The organism is Streptomyces sp. ACA25, assembly GCF_028200735.1.
In the GTDB taxonomy this organism is placed as follows: domain Bacteria; phylum Actinomycetota; class Actinomycetes; order Streptomycetales; family Streptomycetaceae; genus Streptomyces.
This window is the reverse complement of record NZ_JAQKPV010000001.1, coordinates 414133-426697: the sequence shown is the minus strand read 5'-3', so window position 1 is coordinate 426697 and position 12565 is coordinate 414133. Positions and strand designations below refer to the sequence as shown.

Below are 12565 nucleotides of genomic sequence, written 5' to 3'. Positions count from 1 at the left end.
CTGAGGAGAGTCGTGACAATGGCTGCTGCACAGCGCTTCCGCGAGTTCAAGATGCCCGATGTGGGCGAAGGGCTCACCGAGGCGGAGATCCTCACCTGGCACGTCAAGCCCGGTGACACCGTGACCGACGGCCAGACGGTCGTCGAGGTGGAGACCGCCAAGGCCGCCGTCGAGCTGCCCATCCCCTACGACGGGGTGGTGAGCGAGCTCTTCTTCGACGAGGGCACCACCGTCGATGTCGGCACGGTGATCATCACCGTCGACACCGAACCCTCGGCCGCCGGAGCACCGGCCACGGTCGAGAAGCCCGCCGAGCCTTCCCGGCCGGCCCCGGACGAGGACGGCGAGAGCCAGGGCGAGGACAAGGGCCGTAAGCCGGTTCTCGTCGGCTACGGCGTCTCCGCCGCCTCGACGAAGCGCCGAGCGCGCAAAGCGCCCGCCGGGACAGCCGGCGGACCCACCGCGGCCCGGGCCGCCGTCCAGACCGAACTGAACGGCCGCGCCGGTGCGACGGCCGAACCCGCCGCCGCCCGGCCGCTGGCCAAGCCGCCGGTCCGGAAGCTCGCCAAGGACCTCGGGATCGATCTCGCCACGGTCACCCCGAGCGGTACCGACGGGATCATCACCCGCGAGGACGTCCACGCGGCGGCAGCCCCGGCGGAGGCCGAGATCGCCCCGACCGGTGCCCCGGCGGCACCCCCGGAGGAAGTTCCGGCTATCGAGCCGCAGTCGCTGACCGCCATCCGGGAACGACGGGTGCCGATCAAGGGCGTCCGCAAAGCCACCGCCCAGGCGATGGTCGGCAGCGCCTTCACCGCACCGCACGTCACGGAGTTCGTGACCGTGGACGTCACCCGCACCATGAAGCTCGTCCAGGAGCTGAAGCAGGACCCGTCGATGGCCGGACTGCGGGTCAACCCGCTGCTGCTGGTGGCCAGGGCCCTGCTGGTCGCCGTCCGCCGCAATCCGGACGTCAACGCGACCTGGGACGAGGAGAACCAGGAGATCGTCTACAAGGACTACATCAACCTGGGCATCGCCGCGGCGACCCCCCGCGGCCTGATCGTGCCGAACATCAAGGACGCGGGCACCAAGACGCTGCCTCAGCTTTCCGAAGCGCTCAGCTCCCTGATCAGCACGGCACGCGACGGCAGGACGTCCCCGGCCGACATGCAGGGCGGCACGGTGACGATCACCAATGTCGGAGTGTTCGGCGTCGACACCGGCACCCCGATCCTCAACCGCGGGGAGAGCGCCATCCTCGCCTTCGGCGCGGTCAAGCTCCAGCCGTGGGTGCACAAGGGCAAGGTCAAGCCGCGGCAGGTCACCACCCTGGCGCTCTCCTTCGACCACCGGCTGGTCGACGGCGAGCTGGGCTCCAAGGTGCTGGCCGACACGGCCGCCGTCCTGGAGCGCCCCAAGCGGCTCATCACCTGGGCGTAGGGCGGAGGCCGACCGGCCGGCGGACAGCGGGCCGGTCGGCAGTCGCACAGCTCGGTAAGCGGCCCCCGGGGCGCCGCGGCCACGTACGGCCGCGGCACCCCGGGGGCCGTCCGGTTCAGCAGGGCAGGAAAGGGCACGTGCGCCGAGCCGGCCCGACCGGTGCCCCGGCCGGGCCGGCTCAGCGCACGGCAGTCACAGATAAGGGCCGGACCGGGTGTCACCGCGCGGCTCCATGCCGATGCCGCCCTCCTCGGTGCCCAGCGACGCGCCCGGAGGCAGCGCCCGACGCATCTGCTCCAGCTGCGCCCGGGCCGCCATCTGCTGCGCGAACAGCGCCGTCTGAATGCCGTGGAACAGCCCTTCCAGCCAGCCGACCAGCTGCGCCTGGGCGATCCGGAGCTCCGCCTCGCTGGGCAGCGTGTCCTCGGTGAACGGAAGCGAGATCCGCTCCAGTTCCTCGATCAGCTCGGGCGCCAGGCCCTCCTCCAGCTCCTTGACGGAACTGGAGTGGATCTCCTTGAGCCTGGCGCGGCTCGCCTCGTCGAGCGGGGCGGCCTTGACCTCCTCCAGCAGCTGCTTGATCATGCTCCCGATCCGCATGACCTTCGCGGGCTGCTCCACCATCTCCGTCACCGGGAGCTCACCCCGCTCCTTCTCGCCACCTTCACCGCTCCCTTTCGGAGCGGCACTGCCGAGAGCCATCCCGTCCGGTCCGACGACCAGTACCTGCGGGCTCTCCTGCGGCGGTTCACTACTCGACTGCGTCATGACTCCATGATGCACGGCGCCTCACCCCTCCCGGCGGGCGAGCCCGATACGCGAACGGGTCAGCAGCGCCGCCAGCAGCCCGGCCACCACCGGCACCACCACGACGAGCTGCAGCATCGTGCCCCAGGGCACGGAAATGAACAGCTCCGGCATGCTTCCGTGCCCCCCGCTGCGCTCCCACCAGTGCATGTCCTCGCGGTACTGCACCAGCCTGAGGCCGACCCCCGGGATCAGCCCGGAGAGCACCCCCAGCCCCGTCCCCATCGCGGCGATCACCGCGCACTGCAGCCCGGACAGCGTCCGCCGCACCCTCGGCGGCGCACCCACCGCGGACAGGGTGGCCAGGTCGCGCTCGGAATCGGCCTGTGCCAGACCCGTGGCGATCCCCGCCGCCCCGAGCGTGACCAGACCCGCGAACAGGGCCAGTACCAGCAGCACGAGGCCCATGCTCTCCCGGTGGCCGTACTCGATGTAGGTGTCGGGCACCGGGCTCAGGTCCTTGATCGCGCCGTCGAACGCCTGCCGCTGGGCGCTGTCCGGGACCTCGCTGGTGCGGTACACCGTGCCGTAGTCCACCGTGTTCAGACCCGCCTCCGCAACGGCGGCGGGCGGCAGCAGTACGTGCAGGCCGTAGTCTCTCGCCTCCTCGTCCAGCTCGGCGAGCACCGCGGGAAAGGCAACCTCGCGATCCGGCTCCCGCTCACGGCCGTCCGCGAGCTCCTCCGCCCGATCCGCCGGTCCGAAGAACTCCAGCGTGAGCACACCGTCGTCATCGACCCTGGACCGGCTCGTGACCACCGCCTCTCCGGATTCCAGCGCACGCACCGCGTTGTCGTCCTCGATGCCCAGCGCGCGCAGCACCTCGGGCCCGCCGACGAGTACCTCCGCGCCGGGGACGTGCCTCCCACCGGCGCCCGGTGCGCACCGCCAGTCCCCGACCGCGTCGGGGGACGCTCCGTCCCGAGCGGCCCACGCCTCCTCGTACGCCTCCCAGTCGCACTCGTTCTCCGGCGGGATCCGGACGTGCATGGTGCTGCAGTGGTCCTCCCACCCCCACACCCCGCAGTCCTCGTCCCCGCCCAGGAGCCGCGCCACATCGGCCCGTTCCGCGGTTGCCAGCTCCAGCTCGGCCGCCTGCCGGACAGCGGTGAGTGCGGCCGTCTGCCCCGGCTCGTCGGCCCAGATGGAGACTCCGCCGTGCGGCAGCGAGGCCCGGTACTCCGCACGCTGCTGGGTGTCGGCTCCGGCCGTGTACGTCGCGACCGTCATGGTGCCTGCGACGGCAGCGAGCACCGCCGCCACGGCGGGAGCAGTCCTGGACCGGTTGCGGACGGCGTCCCGCAACGCGAGCCGGCCGGACAGCGGCAGCAGGCCGCCGATCCGCCCGAAGACACCGACCAGCAACGGGGTCATGGCGACCAGCCCGAGCTGCGCCACCACCGCGCCCCCGGCCACCAGGTAGATGTTGCGCAGGAACAGAGAGCCCAGCAGCGCCGTGGCACTGCCCAGGACGAACCCTGCGGCCCCCCACATCGGCAGGGTCCGGCCCGTCCTGCGGATTCCCCGGCGTCCGGTCAGCGATTCCAGGACCGGGGCCCTGGCGGAGGTGATCGCCGGGACCATCGCGGCCAGCAGGCCGGTGACCACACCCAGCAGGGCGATCGCGGTCAGTTCGAGCGGACGGAAGTCCAGTACGCCGAAGCGGCTGCCCGCGAGACTCTCCAGCCAGGGCTGGAAGGCGATCATCAGGAGGATGCCGAGGACCGTACCGACCACGGCCGCGGCAATGCCGAGGACAAGCCCGCTGGACAGCATGATGGCCCGGATGTGACGGCGGTCGCCCCCGTTCGCGCCCACCAGCCCGAGCATCCGCCGTGACCGCCGGGCCCCGACCGCGAAGGCCGGCCCGGCCAGCAGACAGACTTCCATGATCACCAGAACGAGCACGGCGCCCAGCACCGCGGCGACCTCACCATCGATCAGATCCTGCTGACTCCCCATGCCGGCGTCGGCATAGGCGGGCACCTCGCTGTCCGGCGGCGGCTGCTCGTACACCGAACGGGAGGTCACGAACCAGCCGTGAGTATTGGCCTCGACGACCTTCTCCCAGCTGACTCCCCCGTCAACGGCCAGGAGGTGATCCCGGCTGACCCGGTCGTCCTCCTCCGCGCCCCACACCGCCCCCGGCTGGACCAGCAGTTGCCAGCGGTCCAGGTTGCTCGGCAGCTCGTAGGCACCGGTGATCCGGAAGCTGCCGTCCCGGTCGGGCAGACTCAGCCGGGAGCCGACCTTCAGGCCGCTCTCCTTCAGGAACGCGTCCGTCGCGGCCACCTCACGCGGCCCGGCCGGGAATTCGCCCCGCTTCAGGGTGAAGAGGCCCTCCGTCAGGGGGTGGCCGGTGTCGGTTTCCCGGATCTCGGCTTCCAGCACACCGTGCCGGGACTGCACCTGCTTCCAGCCCTGGACGTCCACCAGCAGCTCGACGCCGCTGCCGGCGAAGAGGTCCGCCGGAGACACCGGCTCCGCCTCCGGGCCGCCACCGTCCTCCATGTACACGGAACCGCCGGTGGGCTCCTGGAGGATCGGTTCCCCACCACCCCAGTACGCGAACCGGGCGTCGGCCTGACCGAGCGTGCGGGTCAGCTCCTCCTGTGTGCTGAGCTCGGCGCTGCGCAGCGTCAGGGCGGCGGCGCTGACTCCGACGATCGGCAGCGCGATCATCGCGATGACCAGGAGGCTGCGGCCCTTGGCCCGCAGCGCGTCCCGGCGGGCTATGCGCAGGGCGGCCCGCCAGCTGTTCCACTTCTTCACTGGGAGCCCTCCTCCAACAGCAGCGAGTCCGCGGAGGAGGAGGCCGATTCGTCGACGACAACGCCGTCCCGAAGAAAGATCACCCGGTCCGCCCAGGCGGCGAACCGTGGTTCGTGCGTGACCATCACGCCGGCCGCCCCCTGGTCGCAGCGGTTACGGAGCAGCGCCAGGACGCTGTCGCCGGTCTCGGAGTCCAGGGCGCCGGTCGGTTCGTCGGCGAGCACCAGCCGGCGGTCACCGACGAGAGCGCGGGCGATCGCCACGCGCTGCTGCTGACCACCGGACATCTCGTCGGGGAAGCGGTCGGCAACCTCGGTGAGGGCGATCTCCGCCAGCGCCGCGAGGGCCTCCTTGCGGGCCTGCCGGGCGGACACGCCGTCCAGCTCCCGGGGCAGGGAGACGTTCTCCGCCGCGGTGAGGGCCGGGATGAGGTTGTAGTCCTGGAAGACGTAGCCGACGCTGGTACGGCGCACCTTGGCCTGTTCGGCCCGGGTCAGCGTGCTGAGGTCCCTCCCCTCGATGAGGACCTGACCGCTGCTGGCGGTGTCCAGACCGCCAGCAATGGTGAGCAGGGTGGACTTCCCGGAGCCGGACTGGCCCATCACCGCGACCAGCTCGCCGGTGCGGACGGTGAGGTTGATGCCGCGCAGCGCCTGCACGGCCGTGACCCCGCTCCCATGGGTCCGGGTGAGCTCGCGCAGCTCGAGAACAGGTGGGTGGGTGTGGGTCATGAGGTCCCCCGTTGGATGTGTTCGGCCACGGCACGCGCCTGCCCGGGACCGGCACCGGGCCCCTGGCCGGGAGGCGGCTCGTTCTCGGCCAGGGTGGCGGCGAGCCGTACCAGGCGTGACTCGCAGTGGTCCAGCCATCGGCTTTCCGCCTCGGCGTGGAAGATCAGCTGTTCCAGGACGAGCAGCCAGGCGATGTCGTCGCGCTGCTCGGCGCCCGTGGCGAGCGCCCGGGCCTTGAGCCGGGTGTAGTCCTGCATGGCCTTCAGCGTGTGCCGCCGCTGGGTCTGGATGATGCTCTGCACATCGATCCCGGGTGCTCCGACGGCCATGGCCAGCTTGATGGCGAGCTCGTCCCGGGACGGCTGGGTGCGGTCGACCGGGCGTGCGTACCACTCGGTCAGGTCCTGCCGGCCGGCCTCGGTGAGGGCGTAGCTCTGCTGCTTCGCGTCCCGGTCCCCCTCCGGCACGATCAGTCCGTCCCGCTCCAGGCGGCCCAGCGTGGTGTACACCTGGCCGATGTTGAGCGGCCAGGTCGATCCGGTCCGTGACTCGAATTCGGAGCGCAGCTGAGAGCCGTAACGAGGGCCGCGCTCGAGCAGGGCGAGGAGACCGTATTTGATCGACATACTGAGTATGTATACCGAGTAGGTTACCGCTCTCGCAACTCACCGGGGTCACGGAACGGCGACGCTGCGGCGCGCGGCCCACGCAGGGAGCCGGGGCGCGGGGTCAGCCCTGACGGAGCCGGACGGCGATGATGCCGAGACCCAGCCCGAGGCAGGCGAGCCCGGCACCGAAGGGAAGAACGCCCAGCACCTCACCGCCCTGCTGGGCCTGGCGCTCCCGGGCGGTCACCGGAAGGTCCCCGCCGGCGAGGTCACGCGGGCCGGCGTCCGGGCCGGCCGGCCGCTGAGGCTCCACGGACTCACCGGGCGTCGGCTCACCGGCGCCGTGCTCGTACCAGGTGCCGTCGGACTGATCCTCGAAGTGGCCGCCGGACAGCGGTGGCTCCTCCGTACCGAAGGGGTCCCATTCATCCGGGCCGTCCTGGCCATCGGACCCGTGCGGCGGGTGGCCTTCGGGGAAGCCCTCCGCGTCGTCGTACGCCCCGGGCCAGTCGGCGGTCCCCGGGACCTCGTGCCCGGGGTGACCATAGGGGTGGGGGTCGGCGGCGGAAGCGGAGGGGGGCACCACGGCGGCGGCTACCGCCGCCACGGCCACCGCGATGCCCATCCGCACTCTCACACCGACGCCCTTCGCAGGTCTCCCGACAACGTAACCAGCGTCACATACCGGCAAAGAAGCGGCATCTCGGGCTGGTCAAGCGCAACGCGCCGATCAGCTCAGCGGACCAGCAGGATCTTCCCCACGTGCTCGCCGGCCTCCAGTGCCCGGTGCGCCTCGGCCGCCTCCGCCAGCGGCACCCTGCGGTCCACCACCGGACGCAGCCGGCCGTCGGCGAGCAGCGGCCAGACATGCTCCCGCACCGCCGCCACGATGCCCGCCTTCTGCTCCGGCGGACGGCCGCGCAGCGAGGTGGCGCTGACCGAGCCCCGCTTGGTCAGCAGGGTGCCCAGGTTGAGCTCACCCTTCACCCCGCCCTGGAGCCCGATGACCACGATCCGTCCCCCGGTCGCCAGCGCCTTGATGTTGGGCGCGAGGTACTTGGCCCCGATGATGTCGAGAATGACGTCGGCTCCCGTCCCGCCGGTGGCCTTCTTCAGCTCGGCGACGAAGTCCTGCTCTCGGTAGTTGACACAGATGTCGGCGCCCAGTTCCCGGCACCGCTCCAGCTTCGCCGCACTGCCCGCCGTGACGGCCACCGTGGCCCCCACCGCCTTGGCCAGCTGGATGGCCATCGTGCCGATGCCGCTGCCGCCGCCGTGAATCAGCACCGTCTCGCCCGGCCGCAGTGACGCGACCATGAAGACGTTGGACCACACCGTGCAGGTCACCTCGGGGAGCGCGGCGGCCGTCACCAGGTCCATGCCCTGCGGTACCGGCAGCAGTTGACCGAACGGCACGCTCACCCGCTCGGCGTAACCACCGCCGCTGAGCAGCGCGCACACCGCATCGCCGACCTCCCAGCCGACGACGCCCGGCCCGAGCGCCGCGATCCGCCCGGAGCACTCCAGGCCGGGGTACGGAGAGGCGCCGGGCGGGGGGTCGTAGAACCCCTGCCGCTGCAGCACGTCAGCCCGGTTCACCGCACTGGCTGCCACCTCCACCAGCACCTCGCCGTCGCCGGGCACCGCGTCCGGCACCTCGGTCCACACCAGTGCTTCGGGGCCGCCGGGCTCAGGAATCGTGATCGCATACATGCCGCCGACGCTACTGCCCGCTCCGCCGGCACCTCACCCGCGCCGCACCGGCAGGTGTCCTCCCCGGGAGGCGGACAGGTCCAACACCCTTTCCCATGCCGCTGCGTGATGATCCGCTCACCGTTCGCGGTCACCGCCGGTAGATTGCCAGGGCCGGAAAGCTCCGGCGAGGCGCCGCTACGACGGGGGTTGAACGTGAAGGACCGAGTGGAAGAGCTGCCCGCGGACGGAGCCGCTTACTTCGGGTCCGAGGTGCGGCATGCGCGCGAGCACCTCGGCATGACCCAGGGGGAGCTGGGCGAGAGAACCCAGTACTCCGCCTCGGCGGTGGGCCTGTTCGAAAGTGGCGAGCAGCTCGCCACCGCGGAGTTCGCCGCCGGCTGCGACCAGGTCTTCGCGACCAGCGGCTTCTTCTCCCGGCTGCGGGGCCGGGTGAGCCGCCGCGGGCACCCCGACTGGTTCGTGCCGTATCTGTGGCTGGAGGCCCAGGCCGTGTCCATCCAGAACTACAGCGCCGGCCTGATCATGGGGGCGCTGCAGACCCCGGCCTACGCCCAGGCGGTCCTGCGGGCTGCCCTGCCGAGGGCGGAGGAGGAGCTGATCAAGGAAAAGGTGCAGGCCCGCATGCAGCGCCGCGAGGTGCTCAAGAAGCGGGACCCTCCGTTGCTCTGGGCCATCCTGGACGAGAGCTGTCTGCGGCGCCCGGTGGGCGGGCCCCTGGTGATGCGCGAGCAGCTCGGCCACCTGATGCGGGAGGCCGAATCTCCGCATGTCACCCTCCAGGTGCTGCCGTTCGGCAGCGGTGCTCCCGCCTCGCACACCTCGTTCGGCCTGCTGACCTTCGCCGACGAGCCGGGAATCCTGTACGAGGAATCCCTCTCCGGCGGCCGGGTGATCGACTCCTCGGCCAAGGTCGCCGAGGCGACCGCGACCTACGAGCGGTTGCGTGCCGACGCGCTCTCCCCCGACGACTCGCTCGCGTTCATCCGCCTCGCGATGGAGGAGTACGCCCACGAGCACCACGTACGGCCCCTCCTGCGCGGAGTGGGCCAGGTCCAGCTGCAGCGTCGGCAGCGCCGCTGAACCTTCCCGCTAGCGGCGGGGGATGCGCCAGGAGCCCGGACCGCGCTCGGGCTTGCCGGTGGTTCCCGGGAAGCCGCCCTTGGATGCGCCCTTCTTGGGTTCCTCACCCTTCGGGGTGCGGCGGATGACCACCACCCGGTCCTGGAGCTCCAGGACCGCAGCTTCCGGGTCGTCGTAGCCGAGCAGCCGGTGCCCGCGTATGACCGAGACGACGAGGTCCTCGCACTCGCGCGGGGAGCGGCCCGCCTCCGCCTTGGTGACCGGACGCTCCTTGAGGGTCAGTCCGGTGCCCTGCTGGATCAGGTCCTCCATCACCGCGCCCGAACTGGGGCTGATCATCGACAGGCCCAGCAGCCGGCCGACGGCCGAGGCGCTGGTGATGACGGAGTCCGCGCCCGACTGCCGCAGCAGCGGGACGTTCTCCTCCTCCCGGACCGAGGCGACGATCTTCACCGTCTTGCTCAGCTGGCGCACCGTGAGCGCGACCAGGACGGCGGTGTCGTCGCGCTGGGTGGAGATGACGACCTGCTTGGCGCGGTCCGCGCGGGCCCGCAGCAGCACGTGGCTGCGGGTGGCGTCCCCGACCACGCCCGCGTATCCGTCGGCGTTGGCCTGTTCCACGACGGTGGCGCTGGGGTCGACGATCACCAGCTGGTCCTGAGTGACGCCGGTCCGCATCAGGGTCTCGGCGGCGGAGCGGCCCTTGGTGCCGAATCCGACGATGACGGTGTGGTCACGCAAGGCTTGCCTCCAGTGGGCGATCCGCCACTGCTCACGGGTGCGTTCGGTGAGCACTTCCAGTGTCGTGCCGACCAGGATGATCAGGAAGAGTACGCGCAGCGGTGTGATGACGAAGGCCGTGATCGCCCGGGCCAGGTCGGTGACCGGGACCACGTCGCCGTATCCGGTCGTCGAGAGCGACACGGTGACGTAGTAGAACGCGTCGAGCGCGCTGACCTCGCCGTCCACGGAGTCCGTGTAGTTGTGCCGGTCGAAGTAGACGATGAGGAACGCGAGAAGCATGACCGCGGACGCGATGACCAGCCGCTTGAGCACCTGGATCAGCGGCCCCGAGACGAACCGGGGCAGGTAGACCGCGTGCGACTGGTCCTCGATGTCCTTGACAGGGGTGGAGAATCTCATGACCGGGGAAGCTCCAGGAGACGGACGTGACCGGCGGAAAGGGCTTCCCCGGAGGGCTCCGGACCGGGTGGAACGACCGCGAGCGCGGTGGCGGCGGCGATGCCGCGCAGCATGGCCGGGCCGGCGTAGCGCAGGGGTTCGGCCCGGCCCGGTGCCGGGCAGGTCACGGGCACCAGCCGGGTGTCCGCGGGGTGGCGGCGCACGGGCCCGGTGAGGGTGGCCTGGGGCTCCTCCGGAGCGCTCCGGCCGGTCAGTGCGCGCAGCAGGGGCGCGGCGAGGGTCAGGAGGCCGGAGACGGCGGCCAGCGGGTTGCCGGGCAGGCCGATCAGCGGCGGGCCGTCGGGCAGTTCGGCCAGGAGCATCGGATGGCCGGGCCGGACCGCGACGCCGTTGACGGTCAGCCGGGCTCCGAGCCGGCGCAGTGTGGGGTGGACGTGGTCGACGGGTCCGGCGGCGGTCCCCCCGGTGGTGATGATCAGGTCGGCACGGCTCGTGACGAGCGCCCGGTGCAGGGCTTCGGCGTCGTCCCCGAGGTGGCGGGTGGCGATCACGTCGGCGCCGAGCGCTGTCAGCCAGGGGCCGGCCATGGGCCCGATCGCGTCCCGGATCCGTCCCTCCTGCGGCCGTCCGCTGACCAGCAGCTCGTCACCGAGGACGAGGATGTCCACGCGCGGACGGGGCCGCACCGTCAGTTCGTCGTAGCCGGCCGCGGCGGCGAGGCCCAGCACCACGGGGGTGATCGGGGTGCCGGCGGGCAGGAGCGCGGTGCCGGAGCGGCATTCCTGGCCTCGGGTACGGATGTCGGCGCCGGGCTGCGGGTTGGGGCCGCGCAACTGTCCGCCGGTCACGGTGCCGCGTTCGCTGCGCAGCACGGCGGTGGCTCCGGCCGGCACCCGTGCGCCGGTGGCGACCGGCACGGCGTCACCGTCGGTCAGCGGGCTCGGGGCGGCATGGCCGGCCAGCACCCCGGTGCCGGGGGCGAGGTGCCAGGGGCCGGGCCCGGACACGGCCCAGCCGTCCATGGCGGAGGCGTCGAACGCGGGAAGGTCGGTGAGCGCCTCGAGCGGCTCGGCGAGCGTGTGGCCCAGTGCGCGTTCGTCGAGCGGCCGGCCGACGGGGGCCAGGGGGCGGCCGGCGGTGCGGTGCGCGACGCGGCGGGCCGCGTCCCAGCCGAGGTGACGGTGTGCGGCGTCCGGCTTCTTCCGGGCGGCCGGCGTCCGCCCCGGGGCGGAGACCGACGGCGCCGATCCGCCCGGCGTGGACGTGTCGCGGGGCGCCTCGTTGGCGAGGGCCAGCGCCTCGTCGAACGCGTCGCTCATGTCTCTTCCCGGGCCGGTGTCTGTTCCCGGGCCGGGTCCCGGTCCTGCGCGTCCTGCTGTTCCTGCTCCCAGCGGGCAGCGAGCTCACCGACCTTGCGGGCGGCCTCGGCCGCGTCGGTGCCCTTGCTGGCCAGCGCGTAGCCCATCAGGAAGGTGGTGAGCGGCGCGGCCGGGCGGGTCACCCCGTGCGCGGCGTCCCGGGCGGCGTCCAGCAGCGCGGTGGTGTCCACCTGCGGGTCGATGTCGAGTTCGGCCTTCACTGCGGCAATCCATTCGTTCAGCACAGCCCCATGTTCCCTGATGCGGGAGCGGGCCCGGTCCACGTCCGCCCAGGTGTCGCAGTCCAGGGAGTCGGCGGCCGGCACGCGGTGCAGGCGGAGGCCGGGCAGCAGCAGCCGGAGCGGCAGGTCGCGCAGGCTCCCGTGTCCGGAGGCGAGCGCGGCAAGCTCCCGGCGCAGGGCCTCCGTGCGGTAGGCGGCGGTCAGCGGCTGGTCCCGGCCCGAGGGGTCGGTGAGAAGCACGCCGTCCCGGCCGGGCGGCACCCGCAGCAGCCGCCCGGTCAGACCGGTGTCGAGAAAGGGCAGGTCGGCGGCGAGGACCAGTACGTACGGGCGGGTGACGGGCCGCAGCCCGGCGTCGAGGGCGGCGAGCGGACCGCCGCCGGGCGGCGTCTCCCGGGTCCAGGTGACGGGCCGGCCGGTGGTCCGGCGCGGGCCGACCACCACCGTGCGTCCGGCGCCCGGGCAGGCGGCCAGCACCCGGTCCAGCAAGGTGCGCCCGCCGATCCGGACGGCCGGCTTGTCGGCTCCGCCGAGCCGCCGGGCCCCGCCGCCCGCCAGCACGACCGCGTCGTACCAGGGCTCCCCGGAGGCCGGCGAGGGGTCCACGGCAGGGCTCATGCCAGAAGAATAGTGCCGGGCGACCGAGCTGCCTCCGCCACTCCCCT

The 12565-nt window shown here is 72.4% G+C and carries 11 protein-coding genes; 2 read left to right on the top strand and 9 right to left on the bottom strand.

The features are described 5' to 3' along the window. Positions 1 to 18: 18 nt before the first annotated feature. The gene (locus tag PJ985_RS01980) at positions 19 to 1443 is read left to right on the top strand and encodes a dihydrolipoamide acetyltransferase family protein (protein WP_271681710.1); all 1425 of its coding nucleotides are present in this window, start codon (positions 19 to 21) and stop codon (positions 1441 to 1443) included. A 192-nt stretch (positions 1444 to 1635) separates the two neighbouring features. Here the strand turns inward: PJ985_RS01980 and PJ985_RS01975 are convergent, their stop codons facing one another. The 6 genes from PJ985_RS01975 to PJ985_RS01950 all read right to left on the bottom strand — a co-directional run bounded on the left by PJ985_RS01975 (position 1636) and on the right by PJ985_RS01950 (position 8074). Then, complete coding sequence (locus tag PJ985_RS01975) at positions 1636 to 2211, bottom strand: bacterial proteasome activator family protein (protein ID WP_271681709.1); 576 nt, start codon at positions 2209 to 2211, stop codon at positions 1636 to 1638. 21 nt (positions 2212 to 2232) lie between these two features. Next, the gene (locus tag PJ985_RS01970; RefSeq protein WP_271681708.1) at positions 2233 to 5022 is read right to left on the bottom strand and encodes an FtsX-like permease family protein; all 2790 of its coding nucleotides are present in this window, start codon (positions 5020 to 5022) and stop codon (positions 2233 to 2235) included. Beyond that, entirely contained in the window at positions 5019 to 5753 is a 735-nt protein-coding gene (locus PJ985_RS01965) for an ABC transporter ATP-binding protein (RefSeq protein WP_271681707.1), read from the bottom strand. Before PJ985_RS01965 ends, PJ985_RS01970 begins: the two co-directional genes overlap by 4 nt. After that, complete coding sequence (locus PJ985_RS01960) at positions 5750 to 6379, bottom strand: PadR family transcriptional regulator (RefSeq protein WP_271681706.1); 630 nt, start codon at positions 6377 to 6379, stop codon at positions 5750 to 5752. Before PJ985_RS01960 ends, PJ985_RS01965 begins: the two co-directional genes overlap by 4 nt. A 103-nt stretch (positions 6380 to 6482) precedes the next feature. Then, positions 6483 to 6998 (bottom strand): hypothetical protein, encoded by a 516-nt coding sequence (locus tag PJ985_RS01955; protein WP_271681705.1) that lies wholly within the window; start codon positions 6996 to 6998, stop codon positions 6483 to 6485. A gap of 98 nt (positions 6999 to 7096) precedes the next feature. Next, a complete protein-coding gene (locus PJ985_RS01950) occupies positions 7097 to 8074 on the bottom strand; it encodes an NAD(P)H-quinone oxidoreductase (protein ID WP_271681704.1) in 978 nt (325 codons plus the stop codon). A 195-nt stretch (positions 8075 to 8269) separates the two neighbouring features. Here PJ985_RS01950 and PJ985_RS01945 point away from each other — a divergent pair, with 195 nt between their 5' ends. Then, entirely contained in the window at positions 8270 to 9157 is an 888-nt protein-coding gene (locus PJ985_RS01945; RefSeq protein WP_271681703.1) for a helix-turn-helix domain-containing protein, read from the top strand. A gap of 9 nt (positions 9158 to 9166) precedes the next feature. Here the strand turns inward: PJ985_RS01945 and PJ985_RS01940 are convergent, their stop codons facing one another. The 3 genes from PJ985_RS01940 to PJ985_RS01930 are packed head-to-tail and all read right to left on the bottom strand — an operon-like array spanning position 9167 to position 12518. Next, entirely contained in the window at positions 9167 to 10300 is a 1134-nt protein-coding gene (locus tag PJ985_RS01940; RefSeq protein WP_271681702.1) for a potassium channel family protein, read from the bottom strand. Continuing rightward, positions 10297 to 11619 (bottom strand): molybdopterin molybdotransferase MoeA, encoded by a 1323-nt coding sequence (locus PJ985_RS01935; RefSeq protein WP_271681701.1) that lies wholly within the window; start codon positions 11617 to 11619, stop codon positions 10297 to 10299. The genes PJ985_RS01940 and PJ985_RS01935 overlap by 4 nt, the downstream gene beginning before the upstream one ends. Next, positions 11616 to 12518 carry an NTP transferase domain-containing protein gene (locus tag PJ985_RS01930; protein WP_271681700.1) on the bottom strand — a complete coding sequence of 301 codons (903 nt, stop codon included), beginning with the start codon at positions 12516 to 12518 and terminating at the stop codon, positions 11616 to 11618. Before PJ985_RS01930 ends, PJ985_RS01935 begins: the two co-directional genes overlap by 4 nt. Between the last annotated feature and the right edge of the window lie 47 nt (positions 12519 to 12565).

Coding starts and splice junctions, on each gene's coding strand:
- PJ985_RS01980 (WP_271681710.1), top strand. CDS start 19: ATGGCTGCTGCACAGCGCTTCCGCGAGTTCAAGATGCCCGATGTGGGC.
- PJ985_RS01975 (WP_271681709.1), bottom strand. CDS start 2,211: ATGACGCAGTCGAGTAGTGAACCGCCGCAGGAGAGCCCGCAGGTACTG.
- PJ985_RS01965 (WP_271681707.1), bottom strand. CDS start 5,753: ATGACCCACACCCACCCACCTGTTCTCGAGCTGCGCGAGCTCACCCGG.
- PJ985_RS01960 (WP_271681706.1), bottom strand. CDS start 6,379: ATGTCGATCAAATACGGTCTCCTCGCCCTGCTCGAGCGCGGCCCTCGT.
- PJ985_RS01950 (WP_271681704.1), bottom strand. CDS start 8,074: ATGTATGCGATCACGATTCCTGAGCCCGGCGGCCCCGAAGCACTGGTG.
- PJ985_RS01940 (WP_271681702.1), bottom strand. CDS start 10,300: ATGAGATTCTCCACCCCTGTCAAGGACATCGAGGACCAGTCGCACGCG.
- PJ985_RS01935 (WP_271681701.1), bottom strand. CDS start 11,619: ATGAGCGACGCGTTCGACGAGGCGCTGGCCCTCGCCAACGAGGCGCCC.
- PJ985_RS01930 (WP_271681700.1), bottom strand. CDS start 12,518: ATGAGCCCTGCCGTGGACCCCTCGCCGGCCTCCGGGGAGCCCTGGTAC.